Raw genomic sequence first — 18,575 nt, forward strand, 5'->3', positions numbered from 1 at the left:
ATGGCTTCGGGTTTCTTCGGCCTGCCCGGCTATGCCGAGTTGCAGTGCGCCTCCAACTTCACGTTCCTTCAGGGCGCATCGCACGCGGAGGAGCTTGCCATACGCGCGGCGCAACTGGGCTACGAGGCGATTGCCATCACCGATGAGTGCTCGCTCGCCGGGATCGTGCGTGCGCACGTCGCGGCGAAGGAAGCGAACATCAAACTGCTGGTCGGCGCGCATTTCCGTTTGACCAATGCGGACGGCTCGCCTGCCCTTGCCTTCACGGCGATCGCGCAGAACCGCGACGGCTACGGCAATCTGTCGGAGCTCATTACGCTTGCGCGCACGCGCACCGCCAAGGGCAGCTATCTGCTCTATCCGCACGACCTTGATCATCCCGATCCGCCTTATGCGCACCTTCGCGCCCTGTCCGACTGCCTGATCGTCCTGACGCCTGAGTTTCCGGCGAAGGAGGCGCGTCTCGATGCACAGGCGGAGTGGGCTGCCCGCACGTTCGGCGAGGACCGCTGCTGGATGGGCCTGACATTGCACGCCCGCGCGCTTGACGACCTGCATCGCAATGTCGTCCTGGATGTCGCCGAGCGGCACGGACTCAATGTGGTTGCGACCGGTCAGGTGCTCATGCACGTTCGATCACGCAAGCCGTTGCAGGACACGCTCACCGCGATACGCCTGAACCGGCCCGTCACAGAATGCGGCTTCGATCTCGCGCCGAACGCAGAGCAACATCTGCGCTCGCGCCTGCGTCTGGCGAACGTCTATCCGGCCGAAGCGCTGGCGCAAACGCTGAACATCGCCTCGCGCTGTTCGTTCGTGCTGGACGAACTACGCTACGAATATCCGGATGAACTCGTGCCGCCCGGCACGACACCCACCGCCTACCTGCGGGGCGAAACCTATCAGGGGGCGCAGCGGCGCTATCCGCGAGGCATCCCACACAACGTGCAGGTGCAGATCGAGCATGAGCTGTCACTCATCGCAGACCTGAAATACGAGCCGTATTTCCTGACGGTGTATGACATCGTTCGCTTCGCGCGCAACGAGGGCATCCTCTGTCAGGGGCGCGGCTCCGCTGCCAATTCCGCCGTCTGCTTTTGCCTGGGCGTGACCGAGGTGGACCCGGCCCGCAGCAGCATGCTGTTCGAGCGGTTCATCTCGAAGGAACGCGGGGAGCCTCCGGACATCGATGTGGACTTCGAGCACCAGCGCCGGGAAGAGGTTATCCAGTACATCTACCGGAAGTACTCCCGCACGCGCGCGGCGCTGGCGGCCGCCGTAACGACGTACCGTCCTCGCTCAGCCATCCGCGACTCTGGCAAGGCGCTCGGCATCGATCCCGTTATTGTCGACCGGGTTGCAAAGGAACATCACTGGTTCGATTCGAGCGCAGACCTGATCCGTCGATTCGTGGATAGCGGGCTCGATCCCGAGACGCCGATGATCCAGCAATGGGCCACACTCGCCGCGCAGCTGCTGGGCTTTCCGCGCCACCTGTCGCAGCATACCGGCGGCTTTGTGATCGCACGCGGCAAGCTGTCCCGGCTTGTGCCAGTGGAGAACGCGTCGATGCAGGATCGCACCGTTATCCAGTGGGACAAGGACGATCTCGAAGCGCTCGGCCTGCTGAAGATTGACGTGCTCGCGCTCGGCATGCTGTCGGCAATCCGCCGCACGCTCGATCTCGTGTCACAGCAGCGCGGCGAGCCGTTCGAGATGCAGGACATCCCACCCGAAGACGAAGCCACATACGACATGATCTGCGCGGCCGACACGGTGGGCGTTTTCCAGATCGAGTCGCGTGCGCAGATGAGCATGCTCCCGCGTCTGCGGCCGCGCGAGTTCTACGATCTCGTGATCGAAGTCGCGATCGTGCGGCCGGGCCCGGTTCAGGGCGGCATGGTGCATCCGTATCTACGGCGGCGTCAGGGCATCGAGCCCGTCTCCTACCCGAGCCCCGAAGTCGAGCAGGCACTGAAACGCACGCTCGGCGTGCCGATCTTTCAGGAACAGGTTATGCAGGTCGCGATGCTCGCGGCAGGTTTCAGCGCCGGCGAAGCTGATCAGCTGCGCCGCGCTATGGCGGCATGGAAGCGCAAGGGTGGCCTGCAGCACTATCATGACCGGATCGTCGAAGGCATGCTTCAGCGCGGCTACGACCGTGAATTCGCCGAGTCCATCTTTGCCCAGATCCAGGGCTTCGGCGAGTACGGCTTTCCTGAAAGTCACGCGGCAAGCTTCGCCCTTCTCGTCTACGCAAGCTGCTGGCTCAAGCGCCATGAACCCGCCGCGTTCCTCTGCGCGATGCTGAACAGCCAGCCGATGGGCTTTTACTCGCCTTCGCAGCTGGTGCAGGACGCAAAGCGCCACGGCGTTGGCGTGCTGCCGGTTGACGTGACCATCAGCGGCTGGGATTCGGCTATGGAGGGCGATGGCAGTATGGCGCCCGTGCGGCTCGGCATGTCCGTTGTTCGGGGCATGCGTGAGGAAACAGCCCGGCGCATTGAAGCAGCACGCGCAGTCAGGCCGTTTCGCGACGTCGCCGATCTTGCCAGCCGCGCGCAACTCGACCGCCACGACCTGCAGGTACTGGCGGCAGCGAACGCGTTCAAGCCGCTCTCCGGGGACCGCAGGCAGGCACTGTGGGCGGCGGTCGCCGCGGTGCCCGACAAGGATCTATTGCGTGCAACGACACGCGAGGAAGAGGCGCCGGCACTCACGGCCCCAACGGAAGGACAGGACCTGATCGCGGACTACCGCTCGACTGGCCTTACTCTCGGCCGTCACCCGCTTGCACTGCTGCGCGAAACGCTGCTGTCCATGCGGCTGATGCCAGCCGAAGCGCTGATGCGCTACCGCAATGGGCAGCTCGCGCGGGGATGCGGGATTGTGACCGTGCGGCAGCGCCCCGGCACCGCAAACGGCGTGATGTTCATGACTCTTGAGGACGAGACGGGGTCGGTCAACGTCATCGTCTGGCAGTCGGTGCTCGAGCGGCAACGGCGCGAGGCGCTCGGAGCATCGCTGCTCGCTGTGTATGGCGTGTGGCAACGCGAAGGCGACGTGACGCACCTTGTCGCACAACGGCTCGTCGACGTGTCGCATCTCCTTGGCGAACTGCCGACGGCGAGCCGCAATTTTCACTGAAACAACGAGGAAAGACACGATGGCGAACTACAACGTCCTGTTTGACGCGCAGGCGGCCGCTGAGGAAGTCATACCGCGCGTTGTCGAGCGTCATCGCTCGAAGGGCATTCTGACGTGGAAGCTGCTTCATCAGATGGAAGAGGAAGTGCTGGCCGAGGTAACGGCTGGTGGCAGGTTCAGCGACCGATTGCTGCAGATGATCTGTGCGCCGGCGGTGCTGGAATATCCGAATGACGATCGGCCTGCGTCGTTCGAGGGACATGACTTCGTCCCGATCGTGTTCGGCGCACTGGAACGTGCATGGCGGCAGGTTCACTAGGGCGATCTTCCGGCGCCTGCCAGGAGCCTGCGGGAATCCGTCTTGCTGCGGCACACATGCCATCGCCGGGAGGACGTCGTGTGCTATGGAGAACCAGACCGGCTGCTTGAACTTGTGATGGGCGCGCTCACAGCGATGAAAAGTTTTCGCAGGTCTTTGCTATTCCAGCTCGATAACACCCGACTTCTAGTGCTCGTGCTTGCCGAGCTGCGTCTGTTCTGCCGCGTCCGCGACCTGCAACAAAGCATTCGCCAGCGCCCGGAGCGTCGCGGGATAGATGTCTTGCCCATTCCCCATAGCAGAGTCGAGCGTGACGAGCGGCGCACCATGCCGGTCTTTGCAAAGCCTGTATTCGAGTCGTTTCATGCTCTGTCTCCCGTTTCAAGTCTGGCTCTCTGCATCGACCGCATCCGGGTCGGGAACGGCGACGTACCTGTGCGGCTCGCCTCGGATAGCCGCGCCGTTATTGCCTTCACTAACCAGCGCGCGGGCCAAACTTCGATCCACTACGGCATCGCGCACCAAGACGCGGTTACCATCGGCCTCGATTGCCCAAATTTCGAACATGTCGCTTTCCTACGCGTTCATGGGCCGCCGATGCTTGAGCATCAGGCGGTTATAGCGAACTGCCGCGAACGAGATGTAGGCTCGGCCCACGGTGCGGCCGATGAACGTATTCGAGCGCGAAGCCGAAAATGAATAATCATCATGCTCTTGACCATCCGCTTGCATCACCTTTCTGCACTCCAATGCCGACGAAAAATGCTCGCCGTACCAACGGTTCACCAGCGCGACGCTCAACGCCGCTAGTAACGTGAGCAGCGCTATAACTGAGATAATCATCGTAGCCAAAGTCATCGCATTGTCTTCCGTGGCGTTAGATAAAACCGCGCGCACGCAGTTGCTGAGCGGCAATCGCACCGTTCTCACGAAGCTCGGTGCCGATACGTTGGACGACTCGATGCCCAAGGTTCTCAGGCGTCGCCGGCAACCCAAGCAGCACGCATGCAGCCTCATGCGATTGACGCACTTGAGCGTCTTCACTTTGCTCTGCCGCAATCGGGTCTTGAATTACGCTGAAGCCGTGTTTGCGGAGCGATCGAATGGCAGCGACAAGGTTGGATGCCCAGCGCTCACGCTCCGCGTCGATGGTCTGTTCCAAAGGGTGCATGTCCGATTTCCTATTTTCCGAGGGCATCAGGCCCATGGCCTATATTGTTGGTCAAGTAACTGACACTGGTCCCACGTCAACGACAAAGTCGCACTCGCTTCTGGTGATTGAAGGCCCACTTTTTCGCATGCGAAGCAGGCAAGCAAGATGGCCGTGGACGCACTCAGGATGGCTGCTGGAGTCTTATTGAGTAGTGGTCTCAGACGGACACGGAAGAGACCGTCATTTCCCTTCTCGAAGTATTCATCCACGGCAGAAAGGGACGGATGCGCAGCGTGGTGCGATAGATGTCGGTACAATCCGTCATATGCGGCGAGCGCATATCCGCGTCGTGCAAACTCCCTCATATCGATGGTTGTTGAAGCGACGTACTGATCGACGAAGTGGCGCAGTTGGTCATCGAATTGCTCGACATTCGGGTAGTCCTTCGCATTCAGCAGAGTATTCGCGTGCTTAACTCTCGAGGCATAGTCGTGACCGGCAAGCTCGCCGGGTGCGACTGCGTCCTCTGCGATCGCGAGCATCACGAAGACGGTTTCGAGCAGTCCGCGCGAAAGAGAAAGTGATTCGAGCGTCATACCAACTTCAGCCAACGCCGTTGCGCCCTGAAAGTGGGTCACGCAACGCGCGAAAAACGCGCCAACAATAAGCTGGCGTTTGTTCTTCGCAGTTTGCAGCAAACCTGCAACCTCCAGTGCAACGGATGCACACTCGTCCGAGAACGTCAGCAGTTTTCCATGCTGCTTACGCTGATCCGAGCGTAGCTTTATCGCGCTGCTGCCCGCGAAGCCTTCCGTCTCGAAAGTCATTACATCCCTCTAGTGGTCTTCATTGTGGTTTCCCAGTTTCCCGGCGCGCCGGTTGCGCGCCACGACGAATAGTACTTCCAGAGCAGCGTAATCGAACCGCCCTCATAGTCAGCATTTTTTTACTTGGTCAAAATCTCTTAAGTGCTCGAATCTGGACGCGAGCCTTGAGGGATGCCTTTATGGATATTCCCCGCGCATCAAGTGCTGAGTTTCCCGTTGAGGTAACGATGAACGCGCCGTTTTGCCAATTTAATTGCGCCGCGTAGTCGCTGTCACGCTGTGGACATAGATTTATCCATATTCGATCACGCGCACCTATACGGATCGGCAAACTCGGCGTGGTCGGTGTTTCATCAGTGCCCCAAAAGACTAGCGTTCCAACCCTGTTGATCGATCCGCCAGCGCTTATGGTCACTTCGTGCCGGCTACGGTTAGTGACGCCGAGCGCCGCACCCCCATCGTAGTCGTTGGTGCCAAGGTAGACACGAACAATCGTCCGTTCGACCCAATGATTGCGAATGATATTCCAGAGCCCCATTGCGATTCCGGCAGCCCCGATTGCTCTCGCCCACCAATCTACCGCCATATCCTTTTCCCGGTTATTGGCCGCTGTCGTCATCAGCCTGAGCAACCGAGCTACTATCGCCCGGATGGCCCACTGCCCACAGCTTCAACAGTTCCTCGGGAACCGTCTTGTCGCCGCTGATTGGGCCGAACGCAATGGTGTGGCCCACATCGCCCGCGTGAGGGCTGAATTTGAACGGCTGGATTTTCTCTACCATCGACTGCTCCAAATCATTTTCCTTAGTCGTTCGTGGCATCGCGCTTTCGGGCCCGGCACACGGCCCCGGTGAAGATAGGTAGCTTTTCGAACAACGTCATAACGAAAAGAACCACCGCGAGTACCGCCAAGGTCCAAAGCATCCAGCCAGAAACATCGCCAGGAGGATGCTTAGCTTTCCAGATTGCTCCGAACGCACCGATGCCCGAGCCGACAACCTTCCAGTAGGGTGCGAGGGTTTTCTTCATTTTCCGTGGTCAGATACCCGAGCGCTTGGCGTTCTCGATGGCGCGCTCCGCAACACGATCTACCACTTCGTGCGCGAAGCGTTCGGCCTCGGTGTTCACTATCTCGTTGCCGAGGAAGCTGGCGACGTATCCTGCCGCCGCGCCTTCCTCTGTCTCCGACGCAATCAACGCGATCGAGGAACCGTGGATCGAAAGACCAGTTTGCATGTCCCACGACAGGCCGATTGCCTTGAGCTTATCGGCGGCTTCGCGCAGGATTTCCATAGCCGGTTGGTTGTCTAGAATATTCACGATGCTTTTCCGTTGCGATCAAAGTTTGTTGAAGCGGGGCAATCGACCAAATTTTTCAGCGTACTTGAGCAACAGCACACGTTCATACACCGCTATCGTTGCCGCTGCGACTACCGGACCCTTGCGCTCGTATGGTCCTTTGGAAGCGCCCGAATACCAGATCGTGAATCGAAGGTTGCTTGTCGCAAGGTCGCCAGACTGCTTTTTGTATGCCTTGACCGCATTGTGTGATTGTTCCAATCGTCGCTCGACGTGATCGGACATCCCGATGTAAATCACAGACTCGTCAAGATATTTGTCGCCAGCGAGCGACGATCCGCCATCGACATCGCTTGTTGCCAACATATAAATCCCCAACAAACCGAAGCCGACAGGAACATCGAAATCCTGCGATGGGCGCTCTCGATTGGCCCATCGTTTCCACTGTGGGAATTCGATTGCAGGAATCTCGATCGTTTCCATGTCCGCTCTCCACTTTCCTCTGTGCCCGCACGACCGGCGCGCGCGCTTTTCCTGTTAATCGGCCAGTTCGAGCTTGCGTGACGTGGGCGCCTCAATGTTGGGAGGTGTCCGCGCGATCCCCCACGCTTGGAGTAGCCCGTCGAACGAGGGAGCTGCCACGGTTTTGATGACCGGGAGCGCCTGCCCGGTCAAACGATACTGGACTCTTGCGTTGCCGCTCGCTCCGGGACGTTTCATGCGTTCAAGCACGCCGTGTCGTACACCATATTGGACCGCATCAGAAGCATCGCGCGAGTTAAGTACGCCGTTGGCCGCAATCTGAGCAACCGTCGCTGGCTGATGCTGACGCAGCCACTGCATAAGCTTTTTCGCATTGTCGTGTGCCTTCATGATTCGCCCTCTCCCGGCATAGCTTTTCCGGTCCGTTTCAATCGACCTTGATAACTTCAAGGTCGTACTCAGCCATCCAGTCGGCACCAGCGCCGCCGTCGCTTGTCACGACGCCGTTGTCAAGTTGATTGCGAATCTGCTCTTCAAACTCTTCGAGCGAGTCACATTCCATCGTTTCAAGGTCCGCGTCCGAAACTTCAATCCTGATAATCATTTTTCGTCCTCTTGAATCGTTGCGCCGCGCTAGCGCCTTTTCCGTGGTTAGCGATACGTTCGCAGCGAATGTTCGAACGCCGTGTCTGCACGCATCTGAAACAGGTTTTTCCAGAAGAAACGACGAGGATTCCACGCAAACACCGCGAGAGCCGGAAGGCTCACAAGTTCGAGCGCTGCTTGTTTTTCTAGCCCGATGAAATACATCGCTGCCAACCCGAAAGCCGGAGCGACGCACATGAGCTTCACCGCAGCGAAGCACCAGTCAATAACTTGTCCGACCCACATTAACGGATCGCGAAGTGCTCGCCTAAACTCTGCGCGAGCGGCTTCGGTCGCGAGGGCGAACAGTTCTTCAGCCTGCTTTTGCTTTTTGTCGTCCATGTGTTCCACCATGACCAGCTTTTCCTAGTTGTGGGCCAGTCCAAGGCTCGGCCTGAACTGCTCCACCAGTTGCCCATGCAGATGCTTTAGTTCTTCGGTTGCCGCGACGACTGCCGCGCCCTCAGCCGACCGATCGGACTCTGTTCGCCGACGGTCGCTCTCGTGGCTCCGTACCGCTGCACGGTACCCGTTTATCGCTTCTTGCACGACGTCCAGATACTGGAGCAGGGTTGGAGTAAACAGGAACTGCGCATCCAACTTCCGCCTTAAAAACTCCGCAAGCCGCCTGACCTGCTCGTCACCGCTCCCATTTATGTGAGTTACGAGCGCGTCGTTGGTCGCAGCGTAGACCGCCCATCGGCGGTCGAACAATGAATGCTTCAGGGAGCGATGGCCGACCTGCCATTGCTGGAAGCCAACCCATACGCCCGCTGCCGCGATTATGGGAGCCGCTAAACCGAGTAGGACCTGAAGCCAGACGGGCATACCTTATCTCCTCTTTTTTTCCAGTCCTGTCATGGGTTCTCGCTCGTAATGCGCTCACGCATCTGAAGGCGTGTTGTCCGGGTACGTGCGTACGCAGCTTGCATGCGGTTCGACTCTTCGAGTTGGAGTATGAAAAGCGCTCGTGTTATTCGGTCCTGTACCCGTCAGCAGACGCGCGCTCTCGATGATTTCCCATAGTTGCGCCGGTGCATAGGCCCCGTCCCACAATACTTCATCGCCATTCCTGAGCCTGTCCCCATGCGCGTTCAAGCGGGCAACGTTTCGAGCGAACTCGCGTAATGCTTGTGTTTGAGATTCGGCTTCTTTATCCATGACTCTCGTTTCCTCTTTTTCTATTCGATTCGTCATCACCGCCGCGCCCAAGCGAATGCAATGGTTTGAAGCCGCTTACGTTGTCATGAGCCGCTGCTATTGCGCCCGTTGAGTTTGTTGAGTTCGTCAACCCGGCGTTTCAGGTTAAGGTTTTCATTGCTGCCATAGATGATCGCGCCGATGAGGAACATTAGCAGCACCTTAACCAAGAATGGCGACCGCTCGTTAAGCGCATCTACCAGCCACGAGACAAGAAAGTATCCCAAGACGGTGCCACCCACCCACACGACGGCCTTCTTGACACATTGAGACGGTGACAACTCTTCTGTCCACATAAGCCCCCCGATTGCTGCCCGACGTTTCCTAGGTTTCGATGGGTTCGTCGCCCGTGACTCGCAAACCTTTCGCGTTGTACCGCAGTTTAGGCACCTGTCCCTCGGCTGTCACGGCGTGAAGCTCAAGGAAGTAATGCGCGGCAAACGCCGGGGCATTCCATTCGTGGGCCGGTTCCGTGCCACCACAGTGAATTCCTGCCCAAGCAAAAAGTACTGTCTGCGAGACATCGAACGATAGTCGCGGTAGTTCGGGGCCACGGTATCTCTCAAGCGCGACCGAAAGCTCGGAGGCTTGGGCGATCGAAGCAATGCTGCGCATGTCTTTGGCCGTGTCGGCTACGCCGCGCGGGACGTACTTCAATTCGAGCACGCAGATCACCTCTCGTGCATTACAGATCATCATGTCCGGGCGGATAACACTCCCATCGGACAGCTTCAGCGTTGGTTCGACAAACACCTGCCGCTTGGTCTCGCTGTCGTCGAAGACCGCCCGTAAGTTGGCCAAAAGCAAAGCTTGGAGACTCCGCTCGGAGTTGACGTGCCCCGAGCAATAGTCCTTCTCGACCGTCTGCGTCCATGCCTCAATAAGTTGATTCCCGATCTTCGATCGTCTTGGCATATCTGTTTCCCCGTAATGCCTTTCTAATTGTTTTCCGATTTTCCTATGCAATCGCCCGCGTACCGGCTGGAAGCTCATACGCAAGTTCGTTGAGGCGTGCGAATTCTGCCTCGTGGTCTTCTTCCGCAGCTAGCGGTCGAGCATTTTCATACCATCCTTGCAAAGCAGCTTGTGCTATCGCGCTACGGATCTTGATCTCCGCTACCGGTAGCGGAGCATCATTTGCGAAAAGCTCACGAATCGCGTTTTCGGTCGCTTCGGTAACATCGCAGTAGGTAGTGTTCAATTTCATCAATTTTCCCTATTCTGCAAAGACTTCCTGCAAGGTTCGCAGGGTATCCAACAACGTGTTATCGGCTACTTCGCCCTCTTTCTTGACCAGGCGCACCTTGTCTACTGCGCGAATCTGATCGAGGAGGATCAAACCCTGTTTGCGCTTGAACGTCACGGGAATCCGAAACGGCGCTGGACGGCCCTTGGAAGTCATCGGCGCGACGATGACGGTGCGCAGGTGGTCGTGCATTTCGGGAGGCGAAACGACGACACAGGGGCGCGTCTTCTGAATCTCGCTACCAAGCGTCGGATCAAGTGCGACCAACCAGACTTCCCCCCGCATTACCATGCAAGCTCCGCATCATCGGCGTTCGAAAACTCGCCCATGACCAGCGCGTCGCCGCCGCTCTCGGCCAGAGCCCTGCTTGCTTCCGCCCAACCCTCACGGGCTTTGTGCTTCGGACGGCGCAGAACAATTGCGTCGTTCTCAACTTCCATCTCCACTTCGCTCTCCAGCCCGAGTTGCGCAAGGACAGGCTTCGGAATCAGCACGCCCTGCGAATTACCCATTCTGCGAATCGTCGTCTTCATGAATCCTCCAAAGTATGAACAATGTTAATCCGTATCGTCGGAAAAGTAAAGACAATGTTATAACCCTTGTCGTCACCTGCGTTGACCGCCGGGGCGGGGCTCATATGACTCTCACAACACGTCGCAAAACATCTGTCGCAGCTTTTTATCGGACACGGCGACGCGTTGCATCTGCCGACGCCGCTAGGTCAAGCGTCCCGCCACGGCGAGCATCGTCCCGCGACAGCGATGGTGACCGCAGCGGCACTCGTACTGCGCCCGCACGGCTGCCGACAGGCGGCCCTCTACCGCGAGCCCATAGGTGATGAAAAGCTCCTCGCCCGGGTCGATATCCGAGACCGCATGGATGTGTACCCTTCCATTGGACTCGACGGCCTCGCAATTGGCGACGCACGCGTGGTTGAGCCAGCGCGCGCTGTTGCCGCCAAGCGAACCGTCGATGACGCGCCCATCGGATAGTCCGAAAAGGAAGGTGTGCCCCTCCTTGCCGAAACGACGATGGCGGGTTATCGCCCGCTTCCAGCTCATGACGGTGCCGGCGTACTCAAGGATGAGTTCGCCCTCCCTGATGGGATGTAGCGCAAAGACGCCGCGACCGTGAACGCCCGAGCGGCGGACAGCAATTCTTTTCATCAGTACCTGTTGCAGTGAATGTCGAGCGTGCGCTCATTGGTGTGGCCCGGCTGCGGACTTGACGGCAGCTGGAGCCTGGTAGAATCGTCCTTCATTCACAACGAAAATTCAACAAAATGGAACGCTATAAGGACCTGCTTGCGCAGAAGGAGCAGTTGGAAAAGCTGATCGCCGAAGCGCATAAGAAAGAGGCCAGTGCGGCGCTCGAACGGGTGCGCGAGGCCGTCGCGGAGTTCGGCTTCACGCCGGAAGACGTCTTTGGTAAGCGTCGCAAGGACGCCGGCGTGCCGGTGGCGCCGAAGTATCGCCATCCCGAGACCGGCGAAACGTGGAGCGGGCGCGGCCGCGCACCGCGCTGGCTGAAGGATCAGGACCTCGAACGCTTTCGCATCCCCGAATGACTGCCGCAGATGACGGCGCCGGAAAGGCGCGAATCTATCTCGCCGGTTTCGACGTGTTTCGCGCCGACGCACTGGAATACGGCCGTTCGCTGCAGAGACTTTGCGCCAGCCTGGGATTCGAGGGGCTTTACCCGCTCGACGCGATCGCGCCGGCGAACCTGTCGCCTCACGACAAGGCCGCGTGGATCTATCGCGCCAACGTGGCCGCGATCCGCCGCGCCGATATCGTGATGGCCAATGTGGCTGACTTTCGCGGCGTTGGCGAGCCGGATAGTGGCACCGCGTTCGAGATAGGTTTTGCCGCCGCCCTGGGAAAGCCCATCTGGGCTTATCGCGACGACCTGAGCGCACTGCGTGAGCGCGTGCCGTGCATTGCGACCGCGCTCGGCAATGTCTGCGAGCGCGGCTATCTGGTCGAAGACTTTGGGCTCCCCGTCAACCTGATGCTCGCGGGCGCGGTGCAGATCGTCGAGGGCGGCCCGCTCGCCTGCCTGCACGCGATCGCCGACGCACGAAGCAAGGGGATGACTCCCTCGTCCTGCAGACGGGGTGGCGAATCGCAGATTCGTCAGGTGTTGGGGTGACGTCAATTCAGTATATAAGGTACTGCATGTGATGAACGAGGCGCATCTCTGGACAGTCGAGCCGCACACCGCCTACCTCCAATGGCAGACCACCGACGCGGCCGGTGCGGATCGGCGGCGATTCTCCCAACGCTCGATCATTCAGCACGGCGCGATGTTCGACCGGTTCCTTCGCCATCTGGTCAGCCGCGGCGTCGCTCTTGCGACCTTTGGGCCCGAGCACCTTGAGTCATTCTTTGGCGACGTCGACAACCGCTGCGCCCCGGGCACGACCACGCGTCTGCGTTACGTCAAGCTCATCGACCGGCTGTGTCGTCATCTCGTCGACATCGGTCTGCGGGAGAACAATCCCGCGGCACCCTTCGCGCTGTCGGCCGCCTGGCCGGAGGACGAGCCAGAGCCGCTCTTCCTCGATCCGGCCGCCGACGCTGCGCTGCAGGCCTACGCCCAGCCCGACGCCGGCGACGACGCTCGCCTGTGCCGCAACCGGGCCGTGGTTGCGCTGCTCCTCGGCGCGGGCCTCACTGCGGCCGAACTTCGCGGCGCGCGCTGGCGCGATATCGCTATCGACGGCATACGGCCGCAGGTACGGGTTCCCAAACGAGGTGCACGCCTTGAACGTACAGTCGCGCTGCCGCCGTTTTCAACGCCGCCGTTAGGCGCGTGGCAGCGGGCGCACCCCGGGTCAGAAGGGACGCTCCTGTTTCCGGCGCCGCAGACAGATGACAAACCCATCAACGACGTCCTGCTCGGTGCGATCGTGCGGGGAGCACTGGACGCAATCGGGTTCGCCGCGCCGGACATGAGCCCCCGCGTGCTGCGCAATACCTTCGCGCGTCGCCAGCTGCTATCGGGCCGGACCAACGAGCAGACGAGCGCGTTACTCGGTCTCGCCAGTCAGCGCACCGTCACGCGGCTTCGCGCCACCATCGGCAGCCCGGCGACTTGACTTCGCGCCCCACTCCGTAGGCTGGTTTTACCGGTGCATCCGTTCCGGTGTAACCTTTATTCGGAGTGCTACATGCCATACAGAACATCTTTCACGGATATGGCCTATCCCGATGAAGCGGGCCGGCCATGCGCGCTTCAGTTCCGCATCGCGCTGACCGCAGCAACGGAGCGTCTTGCCGTCGTCCATCTGCTGGAGACGCGGGCCGATTACCAGGGTCCAATGGAGTCGTACATCGTCCGGGACCAGATCCTTAATCGCATTCTTGAGATTCACCTGCGCGGCGTGCCGCTGAACGCCATCCGGCTCGTCGTCGAGAGCGGTGGTCAGTCGTCGCTATTTCCTATCGATTTCGACGTCGGAGACTACATCAAGCGGGGCAATCCCTACGAGGCAACACACGTCACGACAAGCCGCGGGCTGTTCAGGGAACGTGTCGCGATCCGGTCCGAGTCTGTCGTCGCCGGGCGCACCCGCGTACAGACCAGCCACGCCCAGCCCATTGCCGTCCCGCGCGACATCGCTAACGCGCTGCGCTAGGCGTGTGACGAGGTCGCCCAGCGCGCAAGCTCGAAAGGCGGTGCAGTTAAGCCGTCTTTTGCGAGCGCGTGCATGCGGCGACCTGCCAGAATGTTTGAGAGCTTCTGTATCCGATGACCTGCAACCGCACATCACAGCCCTTCGTTGCCCACCACCATTCGAGAACGCATGAAAACAATCAAGCCGACGGACGAGCAGCTCGACGCACTCGAGACGGTCGCCTCCGGCGCGACGGTAAAAGTGAAAGCGTACGCCGGCGCCGGCAAAACCTCGACGCTCGGGATGATTGCGGAACGGTTCAGCACGAAGCGTGGCCAGTACCTCGCTTTCAACAAGGACATTGCGACGGAAGCCAGGCGGAAGTTTCCGCGCAACGTCATGTGCCAGACAGTCCACTCGGTCGCCTTCCGGGCCAGCGACAAGGCGCTAACCGCGCGGCTGAACCTCCCCAAGGAGCCGCCTCACCTCCTGGCCGCCCGGTACGGGCTCGGGCCCATCCGCGTGCCGACGATTATCGGCAAGAATGTCGAGCTATCCGCCTTCCAGGTTGGCCGGCTCGTCGCCGACGGCGCGGCGCGCTTCTGCCGCTCCGCGCAGGACGAGCCGGAGGCGTGGCACATTCCGGTGGACGAGATGATCACGGAGCAGTCGGCCGACGAGTTGCGGACGATGCTGTTGCCCTTCGTGGAGCGCTACTGGAACGAGAGCATCGACCCGCAGGGGAAGACCGCCATCACCCCGGACACGTATCTGAAGACATGGGAGCGGTCGCGGCCGCAGATCGGCGCGGATTTCATCCTGTTCGATGAGGCGCAGGACAGCGACGGCTTGATGCTGTCGGTCCGGCGTCGCCAGGAGCACGCTCAGGTCATTTATGTGGGCGATCCGTATCAGCAGATCTACGAGTGGCGCGGCGCGGTCAACGCGATGGAATACATCAACGCACGCGAGTGCGCGCTCACCGAGTCGTTTCGCTTCGGACCGCACTTTGCCGCGCTTGCTTCACGCATTCTGAACCTGCTGGGCGAGCGGGTACCGCTTCGCGGCCAGGCCAGCGTCTCATCGACCTTCTTCGAGGAGCATGACCCAACACGGAGCTTCGACGCGATCCTCTGCCGGAAGAACGTGACCGTCATCGGGACCCTGGCAAACGGCCTGCAGAGTGGACACAAGGTTGCGGTGCGAGCGAACGTCGAGGAGATCCTCGCATTCGCGGACGGCGCAGACCGCTTGATGCGGGGTCAACGCACATTCAGTCCTGCATCGCTCGCACTGTTTGAAACGTGGCGCGACGTCCAGCAATATGCAGCAACCCACGCGGGTCGCGACCTTCTGCCCCTCGTTCAGCTGATTGACCGTGAAGGTACCGCGTATCTGCGCGACCTCCTGTCCCGTGCCGCTCCGGAAGCGGAGGCGGATTATGTGGTTTCGACGATCCACCGCGCCAAAGGTCTTGAGTGGAACCGGGTGAAGGTCTGCGGTGACTTCCGTTTCAAGACGGAGGACGACGGACGCACGACGATGACCGACGAAGAAAAGCGCCTGCTGTACGTCGGTCTCACGCGAGCCCGCCATGAAATGGATGTGTCCGAGCTTCGCAACGATCTGCTCAAGGTCTTTCACGACGCTGCTCCGTTTCAACCCGGTCGGTAGCGCTAGGTGTCAGGCCCGACACCGCTCGCCAGCCGTGCGCCTCGATATATCCTAGAATCGCCCCTCAACCCAGATCGGCCGAACTCTATGGCAGGCATTCCGAAAGACCAGTCCACCCGCCGCTCGAAACGCTCCGTCACCCATGAACCCGTATTCGATGCACGGGAGCCCATCACGCACGGAAGGGGGAGGGAGTACCGGGACACCGAAATCCCCGCCCTTACAGCGTTTGTCGGTAGCCTGTGGGAGGAACTCCATTCGGCTGACGTGAGCCCGGTGCCGCGTTGCCCGCATTGCGCCGGCAGCCGCGCTCGCCTGCACCAGCGGCCGAATGAGTATCATGCGGTGCCGTACTTCCGTTGCGTCGACTGTCGCCGTTTGTACACCCGACTGACAGGCAGCCCCATCGCCCGGCTGCGGTTCGCGAAGAAAATGCCGGAGTTCTTCCGGCTCCTGTCCCAGCCTGTGCCGCTCGAGGAGGTGTCCCGCCGTCTGGGCGTCGAGTACGGTGCTGTCTCGAACTGGCTGATGCGCTTCCGGCAACTGATCGCGCTGCACGATCCCGACGGCCACTGGACGCCGTTCGTCAGGCTTGGCCTGAAATACCGGCCACACGGCGAGTGTCCGAAATGCGGCCACGATGGGCAGCTGAACAATGGAGGGTTTAGCGCCGACGACCGGCGACGTGCGAAATGTCCGTCGTGCGCCTACCTGTGGCCGCTCGACATTGGCACGACCGGTGGTGACATACCAGTCGTCGTCGCCAACGATCTGGCGCTCAACGCGGCCGCGCGCCGCCGACGCGCTGGGCTTGAGGCCCCGGACCTGCCACGTATAGAATCCGCTTCGGTCCGAACCCAGCCCCGCCGCGCACCGCTGCTACTGCCGGCGCCCCTTCTTTCGCCGCTCGACGCGGGTCGGTTTGATTTCGGCGGCCCACTGCGCCACAACAGTCCCCTTCCGCGCCGGCACGTGGAAGACAAGGAACTGACATCCTTCCTGAAACGCCATGTCGACCAGATCCTCTCCGACAGCGTAGAACCACCGCCGTGCCCGCATTGCGGCAGCGACAACACGCGACTTGCCTCAGCGGAGGGTGCAGGCTCGCCTCTGCCGCAGTTCCAGTGCCGTGCGTGCGCACGTCTGTATTCGCGCGCGACCCGAACACCGTTGGCCAGGATGCTTCGCAAAGACATCCTTTATGGGTTCCTGCCGCTGCTTTCACAGCAACGGCCGCTTGCTCATGCCTCAGAAGAGCTTGGAACGAAGCCTGAAATAATCAAGGCCTGGGTCAGCCGGTTCAGGGAGTGGCTCCTTCACCTGGACCCGACGGGGGATTTTGAACGGCGCGTGCGGCTTGGTCTTAAGGCTCCACGGCCGTTGATGGACTGCCCGCACTGCCTGCAGCGGGTCGAGGCGCGACCGCACGGTTTCAAACGGACCAGGAAGCGGACCGCGGCCGAACTCAGGCGGCGCCTGTTCCGCTGTACCGGATGCGACGGCTTCTTCGACGTCAGTATCGACGCACTTTGAGCGGAGCGCCTACCGCGCTGCCTGACGCTGTCGTTGCCTCTGGATAAGCTCCGTTGCAATCCACACAACGAGCGCCGCGGCGATGATGCTGGCCGGCCCTGATAAGTCCTATGAGCACGGGAATCGCCGCCTCGATCTTTGTCATGATTTCGTCGAAAATCGAATGCTCCGTTGTAAACGGGAGCACGCCCCTACGGGAGCGCTCCCGTAGGGGTATAAATGCAGGCTAGGAAGACTCCACGACCCGGATATGCTTCATCCAGGTGACGCCTGATGGAAGACGCCTGATGAGCGCAAGCAGACCTGCGTCGTCGGGATTGCGCGCCTCAACAAATGTGTCGTTAAGAATCGCGGCCTGCAGGTAGAACAGAAGCGCGAGCGCTCCAGTACCATGTTCTTCGGCTACCGTGCCAAGGGTCTCAACTTCATCCAGAAACTCACGGATGAAATTTGAAGACTGGCTCGCGCGATGCATCGTAACGATGGCCGCCATTGCCAGATCCGCGGCGGCGCCCAGATCGTTCTCCGGAATGTCATGGGTTGCGACTGCGCCAGAATCGGCGAGACACCGCATCACGTCGTCGAAAAAATCAGTGCAAGAGTAAGTCATTGGCCTGCTCCACAAGAGGATTGCCGGCAGGCCGTCCCCGTCTGGGGGCCAGCCCCGGCGGGTAAGTAAAAAAAATGCTTCAGAGGTTACGTCGGCACACAGTCGCCATGACGCGAGTCGCGTCGGGTGCCTGTGGACACGGCTACTTTCAGGCGCCGGTCAAACGGCGACGGGCTCGCGCCAGTTGCGCGGGTTGCTTTGCCGGCAGTGACGGACAAAGCGGCCGCCGACTGCTGCTCCCAGAACAGGCATGCAACGGCCAGTAACGCGCCAATTGCGGCCGCGGCAGTGATCTGCTGTTTCATGAAGGCTCTCCATGCGCAAGGCCCCGACACTCTTTCGAGGTCGGGGCCTTGCGGATCAGGAACTGGTTTTGGGATGCGCGACCGGAAAAACCAGCACGCGACCATCGTTGCAGAGAATGAAGTCGCCCGGCTCACCTCGTGGCTGCTGGATGAGAATCGTCGATATGTGCCTCGACGGCTGAGGCTGGGCCTGCGGTTGAATTGTGCAGGCACAGAGCGTCGAACTGCCTGCTGCCAGAAGCAGCATCATCAGGTTGGTCATTTAAAGAACTCGGTATGAAAAGGAGAGCCGCTTACGCGGCCCGCGATTCGAGAGGGATGCTGGCGTGGTGCGTTACCCACTTGCCGCCGACGAGGACGTCACGCAGGAGCGTGCCGTTCAGGACGTAGGTGTGGACAGTACCCGTGCGCTGCATTGCAGGCCGAACGGAGACGGTGACCGCTCCGGTTCGTGCATACATGTCGTATTTCTGTTTCATGGCGTTCCTCGTTGAAAAAATGGCGAGGGAACGCCC

General features: G+C 60.4%; 32 protein-coding genes. 8 read left to right on the plus strand and 24 right to left on the minus strand.

The genetic code is table 11. The features are described from left to right. Both AC57B1_RS15670 and AC57B1_RS15675 read left to right on the plus strand, forming a co-directional pair. On the plus strand, positions 1-3,147 hold the full coding sequence (locus tag AC57B1_RS15670) for an error-prone DNA polymerase (RefSeq protein WP_183802264.1): 3,147 nt from the start codon (positions 1-3) through the stop codon (positions 3,145-3,147). Positions 3,148-3,166: 19 nt separating this feature from the next. Then, positions 3,167-3,466: a DUF2471 family protein gene (locus AC57B1_RS15675; RefSeq protein ID WP_183802267.1), complete on the plus strand. Its 300-nt coding sequence runs from the start codon at positions 3,167-3,169 to the stop codon at positions 3,464-3,466. A gap of 186 nt (positions 3,467-3,652) precedes the next feature. Here AC57B1_RS15675 and AC57B1_RS15680 read toward each other — a convergent pair whose 3' ends face one another. The 20 genes from AC57B1_RS15680 to AC57B1_RS15775 all read right to left on the minus strand — a co-directional run bounded on the left by AC57B1_RS15680 (position 3,653) and on the right by AC57B1_RS15775 (position 11,485). Then, positions 3,653-3,832, minus strand: coding sequence for a hypothetical protein (locus AC57B1_RS15680; RefSeq protein WP_183802270.1), 180 nt, complete (start codon positions 3,830-3,832; stop codon positions 3,653-3,655). Between the two features lie 15 nt (positions 3,833-3,847). Further along, positions 3,848-4,033, minus strand: coding sequence for a hypothetical protein (locus AC57B1_RS15685; protein WP_183802273.1), 186 nt, complete (start codon positions 4,031-4,033; stop codon positions 3,848-3,850). Between the two features lie 9 nt (positions 4,034-4,042). Continuing rightward, positions 4,043-4,324: a hypothetical protein gene (locus tag AC57B1_RS15690; RefSeq protein ID WP_221306637.1), complete on the minus strand. Its 282-nt coding sequence runs from the start codon at positions 4,322-4,324 to the stop codon at positions 4,043-4,045. A 19-nt stretch (positions 4,325-4,343) separates the two neighbouring features. Then, positions 4,344-4,628 (minus strand): hypothetical protein, encoded by a 285-nt coding sequence (locus AC57B1_RS15695; RefSeq protein WP_454862557.1) that lies wholly within the window; start codon positions 4,626-4,628, stop codon positions 4,344-4,346. A gap of 35 nt (positions 4,629-4,663) precedes the next feature. Continuing rightward, positions 4,664-5,446 (minus strand): DUF5677 domain-containing protein, encoded by a 783-nt coding sequence (locus AC57B1_RS15700; protein ID WP_183802282.1) that lies wholly within the window; start codon positions 5,444-5,446, stop codon positions 4,664-4,666. 127 nt (positions 5,447-5,573) lie between these two features. Beyond that, positions 5,574-6,065: a hypothetical protein gene (locus tag AC57B1_RS15705; RefSeq protein WP_496417962.1), complete on the minus strand. Its 492-nt coding sequence runs from the start codon at positions 6,063-6,065 to the stop codon at positions 5,574-5,576. Beyond that, positions 6,046-6,228 carry a hypothetical protein gene (locus AC57B1_RS15710; protein WP_496417963.1) on the minus strand — a complete coding sequence of 61 codons (183 nt, stop codon included), beginning with the start codon at positions 6,226-6,228 and terminating at the stop codon, positions 6,046-6,048. Before AC57B1_RS15710 ends, AC57B1_RS15705 begins: the two co-directional genes overlap by 20 nt. Positions 6,229-6,250: 22 nt before the next feature. Next, a complete protein-coding gene (locus AC57B1_RS15715) occupies positions 6,251-6,475 on the minus strand; it encodes a hypothetical protein (RefSeq protein ID WP_183802291.1) in 225 nt (74 codons plus the stop codon). A gap of 9 nt (positions 6,476-6,484) precedes the next feature. Beyond that, on the minus strand, positions 6,485-6,739 hold the full coding sequence (locus AC57B1_RS15720; protein WP_183802294.1) for a hypothetical protein: 255 nt from the start codon (positions 6,737-6,739) through the stop codon (positions 6,485-6,487). 45 nt (positions 6,740-6,784) lie between these two features. Then, on the minus strand, positions 6,785-7,228 hold the full coding sequence (locus tag AC57B1_RS15725; RefSeq protein WP_183802297.1) for a hypothetical protein: 444 nt from the start codon (positions 7,226-7,228) through the stop codon (positions 6,785-6,787). A gap of 54 nt (positions 7,229-7,282) precedes the next feature. Next, positions 7,283-7,618, minus strand: a complete 336-nt coding sequence (locus AC57B1_RS15730) for a hypothetical protein (protein ID WP_183802300.1) — start codon at positions 7,616-7,618, stop codon at positions 7,283-7,285. 37 nt (positions 7,619-7,655) lie between these two features. After that, the gene (locus AC57B1_RS15735; RefSeq protein WP_183802730.1) at positions 7,656-7,832 is read right to left on the minus strand and encodes a hypothetical protein; all 177 of its coding nucleotides are present in this window, start codon (positions 7,830-7,832) and stop codon (positions 7,656-7,658) included. Positions 7,833-7,879: 47 nt separating this feature from the next. Beyond that, complete coding sequence (locus AC57B1_RS15740; RefSeq protein ID WP_183802303.1) at positions 7,880-8,215, minus strand: hypothetical protein; 336 nt, start codon at positions 8,213-8,215, stop codon at positions 7,880-7,882. A gap of 24 nt (positions 8,216-8,239) precedes the next feature. Beyond that, the gene (locus tag AC57B1_RS15745; RefSeq protein ID WP_183802305.1) at positions 8,240-8,701 is read right to left on the minus strand and encodes a hypothetical protein; all 462 of its coding nucleotides are present in this window, start codon (positions 8,699-8,701) and stop codon (positions 8,240-8,242) included. Positions 8,702-8,755: 54 nt separating this feature from the next. Next, a complete protein-coding gene (locus AC57B1_RS15750; protein WP_183802307.1) occupies positions 8,756-9,034 on the minus strand; it encodes a hypothetical protein in 279 nt (92 codons plus the stop codon). Positions 9,035-9,397: 363 nt separating this feature from the next. After that, complete coding sequence (locus AC57B1_RS15755; RefSeq protein ID WP_183802313.1) at positions 9,398-10,066, minus strand: hypothetical protein; 669 nt, start codon at positions 10,064-10,066, stop codon at positions 9,398-9,400. Next, complete coding sequence (locus tag AC57B1_RS15760; protein WP_183802317.1) at positions 10,032-10,280, minus strand: hypothetical protein; 249 nt, start codon at positions 10,278-10,280, stop codon at positions 10,032-10,034. The genes AC57B1_RS15755 and AC57B1_RS15760 overlap by 35 nt, the downstream gene beginning before the upstream one ends. A 9-nt stretch (positions 10,281-10,289) precedes the next feature. After that, on the minus strand, positions 10,290-10,610 hold the full coding sequence (locus tag AC57B1_RS15765; RefSeq protein ID WP_183802320.1) for a type II toxin-antitoxin system PemK/MazF family toxin: 321 nt from the start codon (positions 10,608-10,610) through the stop codon (positions 10,290-10,292). After that, positions 10,604-10,852 (minus strand): AbrB/MazE/SpoVT family DNA-binding domain-containing protein, encoded by a 249-nt coding sequence (locus AC57B1_RS15770; protein ID WP_007183023.1) that lies wholly within the window; start codon positions 10,850-10,852, stop codon positions 10,604-10,606. Before AC57B1_RS15770 ends, AC57B1_RS15765 begins: the two co-directional genes overlap by 7 nt. A gap of 183 nt (positions 10,853-11,035) precedes the next feature. Next, positions 11,036-11,485: an SET domain-containing protein gene (locus tag AC57B1_RS15775; RefSeq protein WP_183802323.1), complete on the minus strand. Its 450-nt coding sequence runs from the start codon at positions 11,483-11,485 to the stop codon at positions 11,036-11,038. Between the two features lie 116 nt (positions 11,486-11,601). On the opposite strand from AC57B1_RS15775, the gene AC57B1_RS15780 reads away from it, so the two are divergent. From AC57B1_RS15780 to AC57B1_RS15805, 6 genes are all read left to right on the plus strand, one after another. Next, on the plus strand, positions 11,602-11,886 hold the full coding sequence (locus AC57B1_RS15780; RefSeq protein ID WP_183802326.1) for an H-NS histone family protein: 285 nt from the start codon (positions 11,602-11,604) through the stop codon (positions 11,884-11,886). Further along, entirely contained in the window at positions 11,883-12,470 is a 588-nt protein-coding gene (locus tag AC57B1_RS15785; RefSeq protein ID WP_183802329.1) for a nucleoside 2-deoxyribosyltransferase, read from the plus strand. Before AC57B1_RS15780 ends, AC57B1_RS15785 begins: the two co-directional genes overlap by 4 nt. Positions 12,471-12,501: 31 nt before the next feature. Further along, positions 12,502-13,419: a tyrosine-type recombinase/integrase gene (locus tag AC57B1_RS15790; protein ID WP_183802332.1), complete on the plus strand. Its 918-nt coding sequence runs from the start codon at positions 12,502-12,504 to the stop codon at positions 13,417-13,419. A 72-nt stretch (positions 13,420-13,491) separates the two neighbouring features. Continuing rightward, positions 13,492-13,959, plus strand: coding sequence for a hypothetical protein (locus AC57B1_RS15795; protein ID WP_183802335.1), 468 nt, complete (start codon positions 13,492-13,494; stop codon positions 13,957-13,959). Between the two features lie 168 nt (positions 13,960-14,127). Next, a complete protein-coding gene (locus tag AC57B1_RS15800) occupies positions 14,128-15,612 on the plus strand; it encodes a 3'-5' exonuclease (RefSeq protein WP_496417964.1) in 1,485 nt (494 codons plus the stop codon). A gap of 87 nt (positions 15,613-15,699) precedes the next feature. After that, complete coding sequence (locus AC57B1_RS15805; RefSeq protein ID WP_183802340.1) at positions 15,700-17,145, plus strand: DUF746 domain-containing protein; 1,446 nt, start codon at positions 15,700-15,702, stop codon at positions 17,143-17,145. Between the two features lie 226 nt (positions 17,146-17,371). Here AC57B1_RS15805 and AC57B1_RS15810 read toward each other — a convergent pair whose 3' ends face one another. The 4 genes from AC57B1_RS15810 to AC57B1_RS15825 all read right to left on the minus strand — a co-directional run bounded on the left by AC57B1_RS15810 (position 17,372) and on the right by AC57B1_RS15825 (position 18,539). Continuing rightward, positions 17,372-17,755 carry a hypothetical protein gene (locus AC57B1_RS15810; RefSeq protein ID WP_183802343.1) on the minus strand — a complete coding sequence of 128 codons (384 nt, stop codon included), beginning with the start codon at positions 17,753-17,755 and terminating at the stop codon, positions 17,372-17,374. Positions 17,756-17,841: 86 nt separating this feature from the next. Continuing rightward, the gene (locus tag AC57B1_RS15815; protein WP_183802346.1) at positions 17,842-18,060 is read right to left on the minus strand and encodes a hypothetical protein; all 219 of its coding nucleotides are present in this window, start codon (positions 18,058-18,060) and stop codon (positions 17,842-17,844) included. 55 nt (positions 18,061-18,115) lie between these two features. Further along, positions 18,116-18,322, minus strand: coding sequence for a hypothetical protein (locus AC57B1_RS15820; RefSeq protein ID WP_183802350.1), 207 nt, complete (start codon positions 18,320-18,322; stop codon positions 18,116-18,118). Between the two features lie 31 nt (positions 18,323-18,353). Continuing rightward, positions 18,354-18,539, minus strand: a complete 186-nt coding sequence (locus AC57B1_RS15825) for a hypothetical protein (RefSeq protein ID WP_116149467.1) — start codon at positions 18,537-18,539, stop codon at positions 18,354-18,356. Between the last annotated feature and the right edge of the window lie 36 nt (positions 18,540-18,575).

It is taken from the genome of Paraburkholderia sp. BGA-UO-ETr-F21 (genome assembly GCF_059567925.1).